Source organism: Natrarchaeobaculum sulfurireducens, from assembly GCF_003430825.1.
Classification (GTDB): Archaea; Halobacteriota; Halobacteria; order Halobacteriales; family Natrialbaceae; genus Natrarchaeobaculum; species Natrarchaeobaculum sulfurireducens.
In genome coordinates this window covers 3087146-3102107 of sequence record NZ_CP024047.1, presented here as the reverse complement: position 1 = coordinate 3102107, position 14962 = coordinate 3087146, and the positions used below count along the sequence as shown (strand labels likewise).

The 14962-nt window shown below is 65.5% G+C and carries 17 protein-coding genes; 4 read left to right on the top strand and 13 right to left on the bottom strand.

Annotated features, from left to right (window positions below; genetic code table 11):
• Positions 1-10: 10 nt before the first annotated feature.
• A complete protein-coding gene (locus AArc1_RS16385) occupies positions 11-652 on the bottom strand; it encodes an amphi-Trp domain-containing protein (RefSeq protein WP_228442350.1) in 642 nt (213 codons plus the stop codon).
• 115 nt (positions 653-767) lie between these two features.
• Between AArc1_RS16385 and AArc1_RS16380 the strand changes: the two genes are divergently transcribed.
• Positions 768-1580, top strand: coding sequence for an HNH endonuclease (locus AArc1_RS16380; protein WP_117365937.1), 813 nt, complete (start codon positions 768-770; stop codon positions 1578-1580).
• Positions 1581-1665: 85 nt separating this feature from the next.
• Here the strand turns inward: AArc1_RS16380 and AArc1_RS16375 are convergent, their stop codons facing one another.
• The 5 genes from AArc1_RS16375 to AArc1_RS16355 form a co-directional block, all read right to left on the bottom strand.
• Complete coding sequence (locus AArc1_RS16375) at positions 1666-2394, bottom strand: nucleoside phosphorylase (RefSeq protein ID WP_117365379.1); 729 nt, start codon at positions 2392-2394, stop codon at positions 1666-1668.
• A gap of 78 nt (positions 2395-2472) precedes the next feature.
• On the bottom strand, positions 2473-2775 hold the full coding sequence (locus tag AArc1_RS16370) for a HalOD1 output domain-containing protein (protein WP_117365378.1): 303 nt from the start codon (positions 2773-2775) through the stop codon (positions 2473-2475).
• Positions 2776-2877: 102 nt separating this feature from the next.
• Positions 2878-3759 (bottom strand): carbohydrate kinase family protein, encoded by an 882-nt coding sequence (locus AArc1_RS16365; RefSeq protein WP_117365377.1) that lies wholly within the window; start codon positions 3757-3759, stop codon positions 2878-2880.
• A 35-nt stretch (positions 3760-3794) separates the two neighbouring features.
• The gene (locus AArc1_RS16360; protein ID WP_117365376.1) at positions 3795-4616 is read right to left on the bottom strand and encodes a DUF63 family protein; all 822 of its coding nucleotides are present in this window, start codon (positions 4614-4616) and stop codon (positions 3795-3797) included.
• A 104-nt stretch (positions 4617-4720) separates the two neighbouring features.
• Positions 4721-5695 (bottom strand): ribose 1,5-bisphosphate isomerase, encoded by a 975-nt coding sequence (locus tag AArc1_RS16355; RefSeq protein ID WP_117365375.1) that lies wholly within the window; start codon positions 5693-5695, stop codon positions 4721-4723.
• Between the two features lie 71 nt (positions 5696-5766).
• Between AArc1_RS16355 and deoC the strand changes: the two genes are divergently transcribed.
• The gene (gene deoC, locus AArc1_RS16350; protein WP_117365374.1) at positions 5767-6450 is read left to right on the top strand and encodes a deoxyribose-phosphate aldolase; all 684 of its coding nucleotides are present in this window, start codon (positions 5767-5769) and stop codon (positions 6448-6450) included.
• A 16-nt stretch (positions 6451-6466) separates the two neighbouring features.
• On the opposite strand, the gene AArc1_RS16345 is transcribed toward deoC, so the two are convergent.
• Positions 6467-7657 (bottom strand): NAD-binding protein, encoded by a 1191-nt coding sequence (locus tag AArc1_RS16345; RefSeq protein ID WP_117365373.1) that lies wholly within the window; start codon positions 7655-7657, stop codon positions 6467-6469.
• A gap of 101 nt (positions 7658-7758) precedes the next feature.
• Here AArc1_RS16345 and AArc1_RS16340 point away from each other — a divergent pair, with 101 nt between their 5' ends.
• A complete protein-coding gene (locus AArc1_RS16340; RefSeq protein ID WP_117365372.1) occupies positions 7759-8043 on the top strand; it encodes a ubiquitin-like small modifier protein 1 in 285 nt (94 codons plus the stop codon).
• Positions 8044-8171: 128 nt separating this feature from the next.
• On the opposite strand, the gene AArc1_RS16335 is transcribed toward AArc1_RS16340, so the two are convergent.
• From AArc1_RS16335 to AArc1_RS16315, 5 genes are all read right to left on the bottom strand, one after another.
• Positions 8172-8498 carry a hypothetical protein gene (locus tag AArc1_RS16335; RefSeq protein WP_117365371.1) on the bottom strand — a complete coding sequence of 109 codons (327 nt, stop codon included), beginning with the start codon at positions 8496-8498 and terminating at the stop codon, positions 8172-8174.
• Positions 8499-8615: 117 nt separating this feature from the next.
• Positions 8616-9527 (bottom strand): GNAT family N-acetyltransferase, encoded by a 912-nt coding sequence (locus tag AArc1_RS16330; protein ID WP_117365370.1) that lies wholly within the window; start codon positions 9525-9527, stop codon positions 8616-8618.
• Between the two features lie 270 nt (positions 9528-9797).
• The gene (gatD, locus tag AArc1_RS16325; protein WP_117365369.1) at positions 9798-11045 is read right to left on the bottom strand and encodes a Glu-tRNA(Gln) amidotransferase subunit GatD; all 1248 of its coding nucleotides are present in this window, start codon (positions 11043-11045) and stop codon (positions 9798-9800) included.
• An 80-nt stretch (positions 11046-11125) separates the two neighbouring features.
• The gene (locus tag AArc1_RS16320; RefSeq protein WP_117365368.1) at positions 11126-11323 is read right to left on the bottom strand and encodes a hypothetical protein; all 198 of its coding nucleotides are present in this window, start codon (positions 11321-11323) and stop codon (positions 11126-11128) included.
• A gap of 91 nt (positions 11324-11414) precedes the next feature.
• Positions 11415-12764 (bottom strand): Nramp family divalent metal transporter, encoded by a 1350-nt coding sequence (locus AArc1_RS16315; protein ID WP_117365367.1) that lies wholly within the window; start codon positions 12762-12764, stop codon positions 11415-11417.
• Between the two features lie 296 nt (positions 12765-13060).
• Here AArc1_RS16315 and AArc1_RS16310 point away from each other — a divergent pair, with 296 nt between their 5' ends.
• Positions 13061-13666 (top strand): hypothetical protein, encoded by a 606-nt coding sequence (locus tag AArc1_RS16310; protein WP_186336615.1) that lies wholly within the window; start codon positions 13061-13063, stop codon positions 13664-13666.
• Between the two features lie 203 nt (positions 13667-13869).
• On the opposite strand, the gene map is transcribed toward AArc1_RS16310, so the two are convergent.
• Complete coding sequence (gene map / locus AArc1_RS16305; protein WP_117365365.1) at positions 13870-14769, bottom strand: type II methionyl aminopeptidase; 900 nt, start codon at positions 14767-14769, stop codon at positions 13870-13872.
• Positions 14770-14962: the final 193 nt, after the last annotated feature.

Genomic DNA, 14962 nt, shown 5'->3' with positions numbered 1-14962 from the left:
GAAGCCCGTCTCATTCCTCGTTCGATCGTTCGACGAGGCGTGCACTCGAGGCCGTCTGCATGACGCTTTTGACCGCCCGTTTGACGTTGTATTTCGAGGCGTATCCCTCACCGCCGTCGGCGACGACGTTTCCGTTCCAGTGGACCAGCCGCCAGCGCCACTCGCCAGCGCGGTCTTCGTACACTTCGAATCGACTTCGCCGCGCTGGATTTCCGGAGTCCTCAGCTTGTCGCATCCGCCGTTTTCGCGCGGAAACGACGGCGTCCGCCGGCGCTGCTGCTGAGCCTGCCTCGATCGGCGGCGTCGTGTCTGTCGACCCACCCGTCCCTGCTTGCGGTTCGATCACCGGTCCGTCGCCGGTGTCCGTCGACGCGGTTTCGTCCACGGCGGTGCCCCGGTCGACGCTCGAGCCGTCGTCATCCCACTGGAGATCGAACGTGAGCCCGGTCTGGGGTGGGTTGTCTGCCTGGTGATCGACTCGCAACCCGGCGGCGACGTGCATCGGGACCTCGAGCGTGACGCTCGTCTCGTCGTCGCTGAACGCGATCGGACCACCGCGTTCGAGCGCAACGGCGACGTCACGGAAGAGGCCTGCCAGCGCCTCGCGGTCGGTTCCCCACTCGAGCCGGAAGTCGGTCGGTGAGTCTCCCATAGTCGATCCAGGACGGCCTCGAAAATATGGTTTCGTGCTAGTGTCCCTCACTGCAGCGCGGTCAGTCGACGGCGCGGTCGGTGCGTTTTTGTCGATTCGCTGTCTTCGCTCGCTCGTGACTTCAGGCGAGTGGTCCGGCGATCGAGCCGCCGTGTTCGAGCGAGACGACGATACCTGCCGCCGGTGTGGAACGACGGCCGACGAGGACCCTGCGGGATTGTGCCTCTATCCCGTCGGCGGTGTCCCGATCGACGGCGACGTTCACGAGAGCGGGCTCGTGACCGTCTGCACGTCGTGTTTTGGGTCTTTGCACGTCGAGCCGATATCGGGGACCGTTCTCGAGCCAGCCCCACTGTTCGATCTCGTCCGGAAGACGACCGAACGCGAAGGCGTAACCGTCTCTGCGGTCGCCGCCTTCGCGTCACTGACCACCGGGCTTCCAGAGGCCGTCGATGCCGACGCGTCTGGCCTGCCAGCCGAGTCGGAGGCCGCCGCCGAGTACCGCCAGGCCCGCCGCGAGGTGTTGCTCGCGATCGACTCCGTTGACGCCGGCCTCGAGCAACTCCACGCCGTCGACGCCGACGCGCTCGAGCCGACCGTCGGCGACGCACTCGCCGGGTTCACCGGAACGGCGACGAAACTCCAATCGGAACTCCGGGGTATCGTCGCCCTCGGCGAGTCGATCGTCGTCGGCCTCGAGCGCTGTCAGGGCTGTTTCGAGCCAGTTCCCGGTGGCGACCGCGACCGCTGTTCGACGTGTGGGCTCGAGACGCGCGATATCGACGATTGGTGCCGTCCAGCCGACGACACTGTCGCGTTCGAGTCGCTGTACGAGGCGATCAACGAGACGCTACAGACGGCCTCCGGGACGACGGAAGCGTTGACCGACCGGACGACCATCGTCGCCGAGCGGTTGCACGACGCCTGATCGGCCGCACACGGCCGTATTGCGTTCGGTTTGTCGGCGTTTCACGCGTCGTTCGGGCTCGAGTCAGGCTGACGTATGGCTCGATTTATAGGTTCGTTGCGGCCTCGAGCGTGAGGTCGATGGCGCGGCCGACGTTGTTTTTGGCCTTTTCGGGGAGTTCGTCGTCCTCGGTGTCGGTTCCTTTCTGGGTCCCTTCCACGAGGTTGCCGTCGACGGTGCAGATCGCGCCAGCGCGCAGGCCCTTGCGACGTGCGAGCGTAAACAGTGCTGCGGCTTCCATTTCGACGGCGAGCAGGCCTGCGGCTTCCCAGTCGGCGACGTATTCGTCAGTTTCGGCGTAGTAGGCGTCGTCGGAGGCGATCGGCCCGACGTGGACGTCCTCGTCGTTGGCTTCGGCCGCCTCGACCAGCGCCGAGAGCACGTCGTAGTCTGGCACGGCGGGGTACTCGACGTCCTCGTAGCGTTTCGTCGTTCCCTCGTTTTTCGCGGCACCGGTCGCGACGACCATGTCACCGATCTCGATCCCCGACTGCAACGCACCGGTCGTCCCCACCCGGAGGAACGTCTCGACGCCGACGTTCGAGAGTTCCTCGACGGCGATTGCGGCGGACGGACAGCCGATGCCGGTCGAACAGATCGTCAGGTCGCGGCCGTCGTAGCTCGCGTTGACGACTTTGTACTCACGGTTTTCGGCGACGGTCTCGGCCGTCTCACAGTGGTCGGCGATGCGGTCGACTCGGCCCGGATCGCCCGGGACGAGCGCGAGATCCGTCAGGTCACCCTCCTCGACGAGCAGGTGCGGTTGCGTTCCCATACCCCCGGATTCCGGGGGTGATGAGAAAAAAGGTTCGAGAACTACGCGGCCGGCCGCGTTGCTGGTTCCCGGTTTTGCTCACTCCGTCGGTGTGATTTCGACTCGATCCGGACGAACGACGACCGTCACGTCTTCGACGACGAACTCGACGCACTGGACCGCCCGCGTGCTCCCGGTTCGCGTCTCGGCGAACAGGGCGTCTAGGGCCTCGGGATCGACGTAGTCGTACAACCGAACGGTCGAGGCTGTCACGTCTTCGCCGACGTACTCTGCAAGCGCCGTCGCCACGGCGATGCTCGGCGATTCTCCCGCAGGTGGTTCATACCGGGTGTGTCGATTACTCGAGCACCGATTTGACTCGCAGATCCTTCCTTCCGTCATGTCTCTCCGTCACGTCTCCGTGACTCTCTACTTGAGTGGCCAACGGCCCGACTCATATACGTACCGTCAGACGACACCTGCTGAGAACGACAGGGAAAGCGGTCAGTACCGTGTCCGAAGGTACTGGCCGACTTCCTCCGCGGTCGGTGCACTCCGGGCCCCCTCGCGGCTCGCGGTTAGCGCACCACAGGCGTTAGCGTACTCGAGTGCGCGTTCGACGTCGCCGCCGGCGAGCGTGGTTGCGATGAAGCCAGCGGCGAAGGCGTCGCCCGCTCCGGCCGTGTCGACTGGGTCGACGTCGAAACCCGGATGGGCGTACGAGCCCGCCGGGGTGTGGACTCTCGCGCCGTCGCTGCCGTGTTTGATGACGACGACGCGGTCGCTGAAATCCGAGCCAGCGTACTCGTCCGCGAGCAGGGTGGCGACCTCCCGGTCGTTCGCGAAGACGACATCGCTCGCCGCGAGCGCGTCGCTGTAGTCGCGACTCGCGAGCCGACGGCCAGGGTCGAGGCTGACAGTAACTCCTGTCTCCTGTGCGTAGTGGGCGAGCACTGCGGCGGTGTCGGGGCGCTGACTCGTGAGGTGGAGGTGCTCGACCGAGCGGACCCGCTCCGGGTCGACGTCTTCGGGCCCGACGGCTTCGTTGACGCCGTCGTTGCCGAGCACCGCGACCTCCCCGCTGTCGTCGACGAGCAGGTATTTGACGGCCGTTTCGGCACCCTCGACTACGCGAAGGCCGTCGAGTGAGACGCCCGCGGCCTCGAGTTCGCGACGGGCGAGCAGGCCGTTGTCGTCGTCGCCGACGCTGCCGATCAGGCTGGCATCGACCTCGAGACCGGCGAGTGCAGCGGCGACGTTGGCCGCACTGCCACCGCCAGACTGACACTGAGAGCTAATCGAGGATTCGCCGTCGGGAGCGGGCAACCTGTCGACGCGAAGCGTCACGTCCCAGTTGACGTGACCGGCAGAGAGCACCGAGAGCATACAGACTCGAACGGACGGGGGCAGCGGGCAAAAGTCTAGGCGATCATGAACAGCAACACGTTGTGGACGCCGGGACCGAGGCCGACCGCCGCGATGAACGCGAGCAACAATCGGGCCTGTCGCGGCGCTTCTTCGACGAACTCCCGAAAGAGCCCGAGGACGACCACTGCGAGGGCGACTTTGAGGAGGACGAACAGCCAGCCGGCGCCGATCACTTCGGCGGTCGGGAGTCCCTCGGCCGTCTCGAGGACGAACCGCGAGACGGGGACTTCCTCGTGGGCGCCGAGGAGATCGTAGCCGATCCCGGTCGAGACGCCGTCTAACGCGTGGCCGAAGACGACGATGACGCCGGTGAGGCTCGTGGTCGCGGCGACGTCGGTAAACCAGAGCCCGAGCCCGAGCCAGGCGAGTGCGGTGATGATTCCGGCGATGACGACGGAGATAACCGGCCAGAACGGCTCGAAGGTGCCAGCGTCCCAGCTCGTAAAGATGGCGAACATCGTGAACACGACGAAAAAGCCGGTGCCGACGATCCCCGGGAGCCGTTCGCTCGTCGCCTGGAGGCCGGCAGCGTGGAGAACGATCCCCAGCGCCCAGGCGATTCCGGCGGCGGTCGCGGTCACGAGATAGACGCCCGGCGAGGCGAACATGACTGCGATCTCGGTGGGATACGCCTCGAGCCGGTGGAGGACGTGAAGCGTAGAGCCAAACAGCATCCACGGCACGAACGCGAGCACCGTGCGGTCGGTCACCGGCGGATCGAGCGACCACAGAAACGCCACGACCCCACCCAGGATCACCAGCGTCGGCCCCAGGAGGTACCACGGCGGGAGCACGAACCCCTCTGGTAACACCATATCCCCATTGGCTCACACCAGCGACTAACCGTTTCCGATTATCACTCAGAACCTCGGATGGAATGGATCCCGAATCTGCCGACGGGACTCGAGTGCGACTCGGCTCAGGGCTCCCAGGGCTCGCCGGTGGAGCCGCCGAACAGCTCTCGCATGAGGACGACGATGCTCTCGGGTGGAAACTGGCCGCGTTCGGTTACGATCGCATCGACGTGGCGAGGTGGCGTGACGTCGAACGCCGGGTTCTCGACTCGCAGTTCCTCGTCGATGTCGCCCGCAATCTCGGCTCGCTCGGCCTTCGAGACGACCTCCGTTTCGTCGCGCATCTCGATCTCGACGGTGTGGCCGGTCATCGTATCCGGGTGCAGTTTGATCGTCTGGGCGGCGACCATCACCGCCACGCCACGCTCGCGGGCGGTGACTGCCAGTCCGCTGGTCCCGATCTTGTTGACGACGCTGCCGTCGGCGGCGATGCTGTCAGCGCCGACCAGAACGTGGTCCGTCCGATCGAGATAGCGCCGGGCGGCGTTGTCGACGATCAGCGTCACCGGAACGCCCCACTCGCGCAGTTGGCGGGCCGCGATGTGTCCCTGTTTGCGTGGGCGGGTTTCCTTGACGATTGCCTCGATCTCTTTGCCGTCCTCGAGGGCGGCCTCGACACACGCCAGTGCGTCGGTCGAGTGACAGTGAGTCATCACGACGTCGCCGTCACGCAGCCGGTTCGCTCCGATCTCGCCCAGTTTGGTCTGTGCCTGTGCGAGATCGCGCTGGAACTCCTCTGCACGGGCGATCGTCGAGGCCTGCAGTTCGGCGAGGGTTTCACCCGTCATCCCACGCAGGACGTAGCGTAACGCGTTCGGCAGACTCACCGCGGTCGGGCGAGTCTCGTAGAGGGTCTGGGCGGCCGCACGGAGGTCCTCACGAAACGCCTCAGGGCCTTCGGCCTGGGTCTGGTGGGCCTGCGTTGCGAGCGCCTCGGCAGCGGCGTCGGCGATCGTCGCGGCGCCGCGAATCCGCATCTCGGCGATGTCGGTCGCCGTAGATTCGACGGCAGGGAGCACTCCGACCCGGTCGTCTGTCATGACACCTCGTTACACCTCCCGGAACAAAAGGAATCGGGCGGGTTTTTGATGGTTCGACGAGTCGCTCCGCCATGGACCGCAGTGAACTCGCGTCGCTCATCGACCATACCGTCCTCGGGCCCGAGACGACGCCCCAGGACGTCCGAACCGTCCTCGACGAGGCCGCCGAGTACGGCATGAACGCCTGTATCCCGCCGTACGCCCTCGAGATGGCTGCCGACTACGCCCCCGACGTGACTCTCGCGACGGTGATCGGCTTCCCACACGGCCAGAACGACCACGACGTGAAACGCCGCGAGGGGGTCCTCGCCTGGAAAGCCGGGGCGGACGAACTCGACGTCGTGCTCAACGTCGGCCGCCTGAAAGCCGGTGAAGACGACGCCGTTCGGGCTGAACTGGCGGAACTCGTCGCCGCCGTTCCGACCCCCGTGAAGGTGATCCTCGAGACGGCGCTGCTGACCGACGACGAGAAACGCCGCGCCTGTGAGGCTGCCGTCGCGGCCGACGCAGCGATGGTCAAGACCTCGACCGGGTTTGCAAGCGTCGACCCGGCAGAACAACGGACGAACGGCGACGCCGTGACCAGTGGTGCGACCGTCGCGGACGTCGAACTCATGCGCGAGTACCTCCCCGTCAAAGCCAGCGGCGGCATCGGCAGCTACGAGGAGGCGATGGCCATGCTCGAGGCCGGTGCCGAGCGCATCGGGGCCTCGAGCGGCGTCGAAATCCTCGAAGGCGCGCCCGACTCGGAGTAAGCTGTCGACGCCGGTCTCACTCGGCGTCGCCGAGGATCCGTTCGATCAGTTCCGTGTCGTCGCCGCCGAGTGCCGACCGGATAAGCAGGTGACCCCCGAGCACCGATGGACTGATGACCGTGTCCGCGCCCGCCCGCTCGAGTTTCTTCGTGTTTTCACGGTCGGTCGCTGCGGCGACGATACGGGCGTCGGGGGCGAGTTGGCGGGCCGTCAGGATGGTGAGGGCGTCGTGGGCGTCGTGGTTGGTCGCGACGACGATCCCGCTCGTTCGGTCGATTTTCGCCCGTTGAAGTGGCTCCTCGTCGCTCGGATCGCCCGAGACGACGGCGAGGTCGCGGTCCGCGAGTTCGTTCGCCGCGTCCTGGTCTTTCGTGACGACGACGAACGGCTCGGCGTTTGCCGCCAGTTCGTCGACGATCGGTGCAGTCAGTTCGCCGTAGCCGAGCACCAGCAGGTGGTCCTCGAGCAGCTCGAGTTGTGAGTCGGTCATCTTTCCGAGTGTCTTGGTGATACGCGCCTGGATCGCCGGGCCGACGAGTGCCCCGATGGCGATACCGAAGCTGGCCACGCCGAGGACGAGCACGGACATCGTGAACAACAGCGCCTCCGTCGACTCCGGATCGGGCGTGATGTCACCGTAGCCGACCGTGCTCGAGGTGATCAGCGTGAAGTAGAACGCATCGAGGATGCTGTCGATCCCTTCGAAGTGTTCGCGGAGCGCGTAGCCGCCGATGGTTCCGTACAGTTGGACGCCGACGAGCGCCGAGCCGGCGGCAATCTGGGTCGCTGACAGCGACAGCGAGTTATCGAACCGCTTGCGGGTGAGCAGTAATACGGGGATCGTGACGAGCGAGAGGACGACCAGCGGCAGCGAGTACTGACTTAACTGGAGAAAGCCCTGGGCTGCGGTCAGGGGCAACAGAAGCAGCGTCGCCCACCAGCCGACGCGGAGTCCGCGCCGCAATGCGAGTGCGCTCCCGACCATCAAAAAGCCGGTTAGCGCGCCGGTGAAGCCCGCGGCGTCGCGAACGGCCTCCGGAATATAGGGCGCGAGCGGTCCGTAGACGACGTCGGTGCCGATGTTGATGATCGCCGTCGCAACCGATAACAACGCGACCGCTAGCGCGAGCGCGACGGCAACACGGGTCGTGAGTATCCGGTGCCAGTTGTCGGGCAAGCGGGATCGAGCTGTCCGGTCCGCGGCCATGTACTGCGGTGTGGGTCCCGCAATCATAAACGTCGCCTTGTCTACCGATCCCGGCCGCCGCGAGCGGTAGCTACTTGCCCCCGGCTCCGATACCGACACGTATGTCTACGGAGTGGAAACTGTTCGCCGATCTCGCCGAACGTGCGGGGGACAAACGCGTCACCGTCGAGGCGTCGGCCGGCGACACTGTCGGAGACGCGCTCGAGCAACTCGTCGACGACCGGTCCGATCTCGCCGGTCGCGTTCTCACCGACGACGGCGACCTGCGCTCACAGATCAACGTCCTTCGAAACGGCTCGAACGTCGTCGTGGAGGAAGACGGCCTCGAGACGGAACTCGAGGGCGACGACGAACTGGCGCTGTTCCCGCCGGTCAGCGGCGGCTGATCGGGAGTCGGTGTCCAGCCGGGTGCTCTGCACTCGCTCGAGCGACCCACGACGCCGATCGTCGTCGCGTTCGGTTCGACGCTTCGCTCGAGCATCCAGCGGAGTGCTGCACTGCCCGCCGTTCCTCCTCAGAGGGCGTCTGAATCGCCGGCGAGGACGCGATAGCTCTGTAGCGTCCCCGCCATCGACGGTGCCTCGTCGTCGTCTTTGCGCTGTGTGCCGTAATCCATCCACTGGCCACGGCTGTAGCTGTACATCTCGAAGGCCTCGGTCGTCTCGAGAACGACGTCGACGACTGCGTCGTCCGGCGCACCCGGCGGGAGGGCGACCGACCGAACGCCGTCGTCGTGGTCCATGACCCAGACGGCGACGACGTCGCCTTCGAGTAGGTCACTGGCGGCTGCTTCCGAGAGTGGCTCGTCGGGCCACCCCTCGGCTGGTTCTGGCTGCTCCATACTCGCCCCCACGTGCTCGACGCTCCTTCCACTTTCCCTCCCGCAGGACTCGTGGGACCCAATGACACGAAGACGCAGCCTACTGCCGTCGAGAGGCTCACTCGTTCGACCGGCGGTTCACGTGGTCGTGGAGAGCCCGATCTCGAGGACGAAATCCGGCTCGTCGGCCAGTCCAGCGCCCGCGTAGGCAGCGTCGGTGACGAACGTGGCCGTCTCCGGGATCATCACCCGTGTCCGATCGGCACCCACCGTGGCCCCATCTCGAGCGATCGCCGCGAACAGCGCGCGGGCTGCGTCGACGTCGTCCCAGGCGCCGACGCCGTACTCGGCCCAGGTCTCGGTTTCGCCGTCGTCCGTCTGTCGGTCGTAGATCCGCGTCCGATACGCCGTGCCAGCTCGTCCCGATTCGCCCTCGACCGCGAAAACGGCCGTCTCGTTGGCGAACGTCTCGACGTCCTCTCGAGTCAGTTCTCGCATCGCCCACGACTCCTCCGGGGCGAGTCCGAGGCCAGCCAGGTGCTCGCGTGCGTCACTGTGCGTCCAGTAACGCCACGCGGCCGTCGGATCGCTCGAGACCGAGTAGCCCGCGGGGGCCGTCGCGTCGGAATCGGGCTCGACGTGAGCGAACCGGAACTCGGTGCGCGGCTCGAAGCCCGCGGTCCGGGCAGCCGCGAACGACGCCGTGTTCCACGAGAAGATCATCACGCGGCCGACCGTCGCCCCCTGCTCGCGTGCCCACTCGAACAGCGCCTCGTTCAGCCGCTGGCTCACACCCTGGCGACGGTGGTCGCTCGAGACGCGCATGCTCTGGAACCAGGCTTCGTCCGCAGAGAGCATGACCGCCTGGACGATCCCCGCGACGTCGCCGTCGACCTCCGCGAGGAACGTCTTTTTACCCTCTCCGGGCCCGTCTTCGAGCCACTCGTGGTAGACGTCGGGGAGGTAGTCGCCTCCGCGGTCGGTCCAGATGTCGCTCGTCAGCTCCACAACCGCCTCGTAATCGTCCTCCGTTGCTCTCCGGATGTTCACAGAATCGTGGTTCGGGGGCAATCGTTACGGGACTATCGGTCCACGATCGGCCGCGATTTCGTTCGTCTGGGTACCCGGGAACACCCCGAAAGCCCCTGGCACGCTCGACGACTCTGAACACCTCGGAAGTCCCACCCAGCGGTGGCCAGCCCCATCAGCCGACACGGGTGGGACTGAAAGGGGCTTTCGAGGTGTTCGCAGTCGGTTCAGTCCGAGCTGTGATCAGAAACCCTGGGCCACAGTCCTAAGAACATCCGGAGAACGACGATCTTACTCCCAGGGAACGGACCGTTCCTGCAGTTCGCCGGCGAGCGAGGTCCCCATTGCCGCTTCGACGTCGTCGGCGTTCTCGAGCGCCCACATCAGCTTCACCTTCGCGGTGCCGGGGAGGGTGTCGCCGGCTTCGATCACGCCGGCGTCGAGTAGGTCTCGGCCGGTATCGTAGACCCGGTCGCAGACCCGACCCTCGAGACATTGACTCGTCATGACGACTGTCGTCCCGCCGTCGATCAGTTCCTCGATGCGAGGGATCAGGTCGGTGTGGACGTGGCCCAGTCCCGTCCCTTCGATGATCAGCCCCTCGCTTCCCTCGACGACGTCGAGGAACGCGGGGTCCATGCCGGGCGTGAACTTCAGCAGTTCGACGTCGGACTCGAGACCGGAGACGAGGTCGAGGTCTACGGCACCGCGTTCCTGATAGTCTCGGTTCCAGGTGAGTGCTTCCGTTTCGTAGTCGATCAGGCCCAGTGGCTCCGCGCCGACGGTCTCGAAGGCGTCCCGGCGGGAGGTGTGGTTCTTCTGGACGCGGGTGCCGCGGTGGAGTGCACAGACGTCGTCGGACTCGGAGCCGTGCATGCAGACGAGTACCTCTGCACAGTCGCTTTTGGCGGCTTCGACGGCGCAGACGGCGTTCATTACGTTGTCCGAGGAAGGCCGGTCAGCCGAGCGCTGACTCCCGGTAAAGACGACCGGCACGGGCGTCTCGAGCATGAATGCGAGCGCGCTGGCGGAATACTGCATCGTATCGGTGCCGTGCATGACGACGACGCCGTCGACACCCGCTTCGATCTCCTCGCGGACCGCCTCGGCGAGGTCCTGCCAGATCGGCGGTTCCATGTTCTCAGAGAGGATGTTCGCGACGACGCGGCCGCGATAGTTCGCCCGGCCCGCGAGATCGGGGACCGCACGCAGGACGTCTTCGGCGTCGAACTGCGCCGTCACCGCACCGGTTCGGTAATCGACCGTCGACGCGATCGTCCCGCCGGTCGAGATGAGCGAGATCGTCGGGAGGTCGTCGTCGAACGCGATCTCCGATGCCTCGTCGCCGACCGAGTCTTTCCCGTCGATCTCGTAGACGTCTTCCGCGAGTACGTCGACGTCCGCTTCGGCACGATCGACGCCGACGTTGTAGCCACCCTCGAGTTTCACCACGAGGTGCTCGTCAGAACTCGAGGGGAGCAAGACGCCCTCGTACGTGCGGTCGTCGCGGTCGACGCGAACGCGATCGCCTGGATTCATGCGTGGCCGTTACACGGCGTCGGACTTGAAGGCACGCTTTCGATTCGACACACGTGCCGTCGCCAACGAGGCGGAGCCGGCTACATCAGCGCGCCGACGAGTACGAGACCGAGCCCACCCAACAACAAGAGCGCGACGATGATCGCCGTCAACAGCCGGACCGACGCGAGCGCTTCGTCGACGAGCTCGAGTCGCGGATAAAGGTGGCGAGCGGCGTACAGGAGCGCGATACCGATCGCGATCGCGATGAGCCCGAAGACCACCAGTTCGACGTTCACCCGCGACGGTACCAGCCCAATCGTGATAAAACGCAGTTACGTTTCGAGTCGCGGATCGAACGGGTCCCGACTGATTCGCGTCGGTACCTGCCTAGACGTAGCCGAACTCCGAGGCGGCCCCCATGACCCCGAAAAGCAACACGAGCACCAGGCTCACGACGTAGTAGACGACCCACCCAGTCGATGGCTGGAACGCCTCGGGGAGATGTTCACGGACGATGTACCAGTTCGCCGGATAGAACAGAATCTCGGTGATCGCCAGGATCGCCGAGATCCAGATCAGGAAGGTGACGGGAACCGTTCCCAGCGCCACGACGACTGAACAACTGACGGCGACGATCCCGACGACGACGGCTTTTCTGATCCGCTCGCTGTCCAGTTCGGGGCGCTCGAGCGCCAGCGGCAGCGTGTCGGCAGTCGCCCGCGAGGCACCATCGAGCAGCGTGATGACCGTCGAGTACAGCGCTGCGAACGCGCCGATCACCATCGCGTAGTACGACCACTCGCCGAACGAGCCGCTGACGATGGTGCCGATCGTCAGCGCAAGGTTGTCGTCGGCCGGCGGCTCCGGATACAGGACGTTCGACGCCAGCACGACCATCGCGACGATCAGCAGGAAGCTGAACGCGTAGCCGATGTTGAAATCACGGCGGCCAGTCTCGATCCACTGGGCGATGTAGTCGTGGTACCGTTCGTCGGTCGGATCGAGGCCGTTCTCTCGGAGTTCGACGGCCCCGTCGCCTTTCGCCATACTCCAGCTTCCGATCAGGACGCTCGTGCTGAACCCCGTCGGGGCGAACCCGGCCGCGGCCGCGAACAGCCCGACGAACAGCGGCCCGGTCAGGTCCGGCGAGGTAAACGCCGTCGCTGCGATTACGTCGGCCGACGGCGGGCCGACGAGCACGGCGACGAGGATGAATACCCCGAGCGCGATGGTGAAGCCGATCAGGATCTTCTCGAGCAGCGAGTAGCGGGTGAAAAAGACGAGTACGCCCGCCAGGCCGACGAAGACGACGAACGACCAGGTGAACGACAGCGGCGTCAACGCCGCGACGAAGGCCGCGGTGCTCATGCCGACGGCAGCCGTAATCCCCGAGTAGGCGATCGTGAACACGGCGACGGTAAACCACTGCATCCAGTTGCCCGGCCCCGGCAAGTCGCCGTAGGCCTCGACGGGGTTACGCCCGACGCCGTAGTTGTACCGGATGCCGAGTTCCCACGCGCCGTACTTTGCGAGGTAGATGATCGCGAACACCCAGATCGCCCACAGCCCGAAGTGACCGCCGAGCGTCGGTGCGAGCACGATGTGACTGGCACCGATGCTGATCAGCGCCCATAGCATCGACGGCCCGAAGTGGTTCGCAAAGAAGCCCCGCCAGTCGGTCGCGGGATAGGTGAGGTCGGCCGCCTCGGTCACCTCCTCGGCGGACTTACTCGCCATTTTCGTCCCTCCACGTTCGTCGTCGCCCGAGTGTCACTCGAGGTGCCGACGATCGGTTCGACCCCTGTCCGTCCCCCATGTCAGCAGCGTGCATATGTCCTGACAAACTGGTCACCCACTATATATACTCTTCCAGAATATTTTGCAATCTCGGCGAACGTGATGGTGAAAAACCACGATCTGCTCAGTTTCACGTTACTGGGGGGTCGAACCAGCACGAGCCCCGAAGCGACCTGCCTCGAACGAGAGCGACCGTGGGGGAAAGGTCCATGGTTCCGGCGAGCATCCACTCGAATATGACTGATCGCTCGGAGGAACTCACCGAGAGTCGGGAGCCGGCCTCGACCGACGACCTCCTCGAGGAGACCGAGCGGCTGCTCTCCGACTCCGGCGGTGCCGACCAGGTCGACGACCACGCCGCCAGCGAACCGCTCGAGTCGTCCGACTCACGGACGGGTTCGGTCCAGCCGGCCAGTGACGCCGAAACCGACGCGACGGCGACCCGAACCGGGTCCCGACTTGGACGGCTCACCCCGTCGGTCTCGACTGGAGAGCTGTTCTCGCCGAAAGCGTTTCTCGCGTTCGTGCTCGTCCTCGGTGCCGGATTACTTCTCGGGAATACCGTGATCCCGCTCGCTGGCATCGGTAGCCTGATCGGCGCGTTCGGGATCGCGTTTCTCGCCGGGCTCGTCACCTCGAAACGGCGCTACCTCGAGTTGGCGACCGCGGGCGCTGCTGCTGGCGGTCTCACGTCGTTACTGACGACCGACCTGATGGTGGCCCTCGCGGTCTCACTCGAGATGCCGCTGCTCATCGGCGCGGCGGTCGGGCTCGTCGCGTCGCTCGCGGGCTACTACTTCGGCCGTGACCTCCGAAACGGGCTGTTCCGCGACATCGAGTAGCGCAAGTACAGTCCGTCCCCGATCGACCGTCTTCGATACTGGACGATTCGCCCGATTCATCCAGGACGATTCACCGACACAACCGGCTAGTGGGCCGACGATTTTTGACTGGAGCGACAGTAAGCGCCCGCTCACCGCGTTACTCGTATCGATACGCCGCTCGAGGGGCGACTCGAGGTCGAACCGTCGTTTCTGACGCCCCTCTATCGCTTCGTCGTCACTTCACAGCCGTCTTCGGTGACGATGACCGTGTGTTCTTTCTGGCTGACGAGACAGCCGTCGTCCTCTTTGAGGACGGGGTAGCCGTGGAGGACGTTGTTTCGCTTGAGCCGGCGCACTGCCATCTCGGCGCGGTCGGTTTCGAGCCAGCGCGTCGCGAACGGCAGCGTGCGGAACTCCTCGGTGATCTGCTCGAGCGCCTGGCGGGCCTGCCGGTTCCGAACGGTGCCTTCACGCTCGAGCGCGTAGATCTCTTCTTTGGCACCCTCGGTGACCTTCCCGCCGCCGTCGGTGGCGAACGGCTCGATGGCGACGACGTCGCCGACCTCGAGGGTCGTCCCCTGGGAGACCGCCCGATTCGGGATGTTGGGGCTGGTGTGTTGTTCCCAGTGGCCCAGTCCGTGACCGGTGAGGTTGACGACGGGGTTGTAGCCGTAGCCGTCGATGACGTCCTCGATTTCGGCACCGATGTCGCCGGTGTCGACGCCCGGTTCGACGACCTCGATAGCAGCCTCGAGCGCCTGTTCGGATGCTTCGGCGAGTTCGGGGGTTCCCGAGAGGTCGACCGTGATCGCCGTGTCGGCGAGCCAGCCGTCGACGTGGACGCCGATATCGAGGTTGACCATCTCCTCGCCGAAGGTCGTCTCGTCGTCGATCGACGGGGTCGCGTGGGCAGCCTCCTCGTCGATCGAGATGTTGACCGGGAACGCCGGCTTCCCGCCGAGTTCGCGGATGCGATCTTCGGCATACTCGGCGATTTCGAGGTGGCTCGCCCCGACCTCGACACGGTCTGCGGTCTCTTCGCGTACCTGGGCCAAGATCTCACCCGCCTCGCGGTGTTTCTCGTACTGCGTTGCCTCGAGGTCCACCTCGGATTCAGTCATGCACCGGGGTTGGACTGGTCGACAAAAAGAGGTTCCGCTCTCGAACGTTCCCGGCCCGATTTCGCGGCTCCAGTCGGCTGCGCCGACCGGCAGTGATACTGTCAGATGGCAGTTACTGAAGCGCATTCGGCGGACGGGAGCGACGAATCCTCACACGAGTTCCGTCTGCCAGTATGACTCTCGTGGTGGCCCC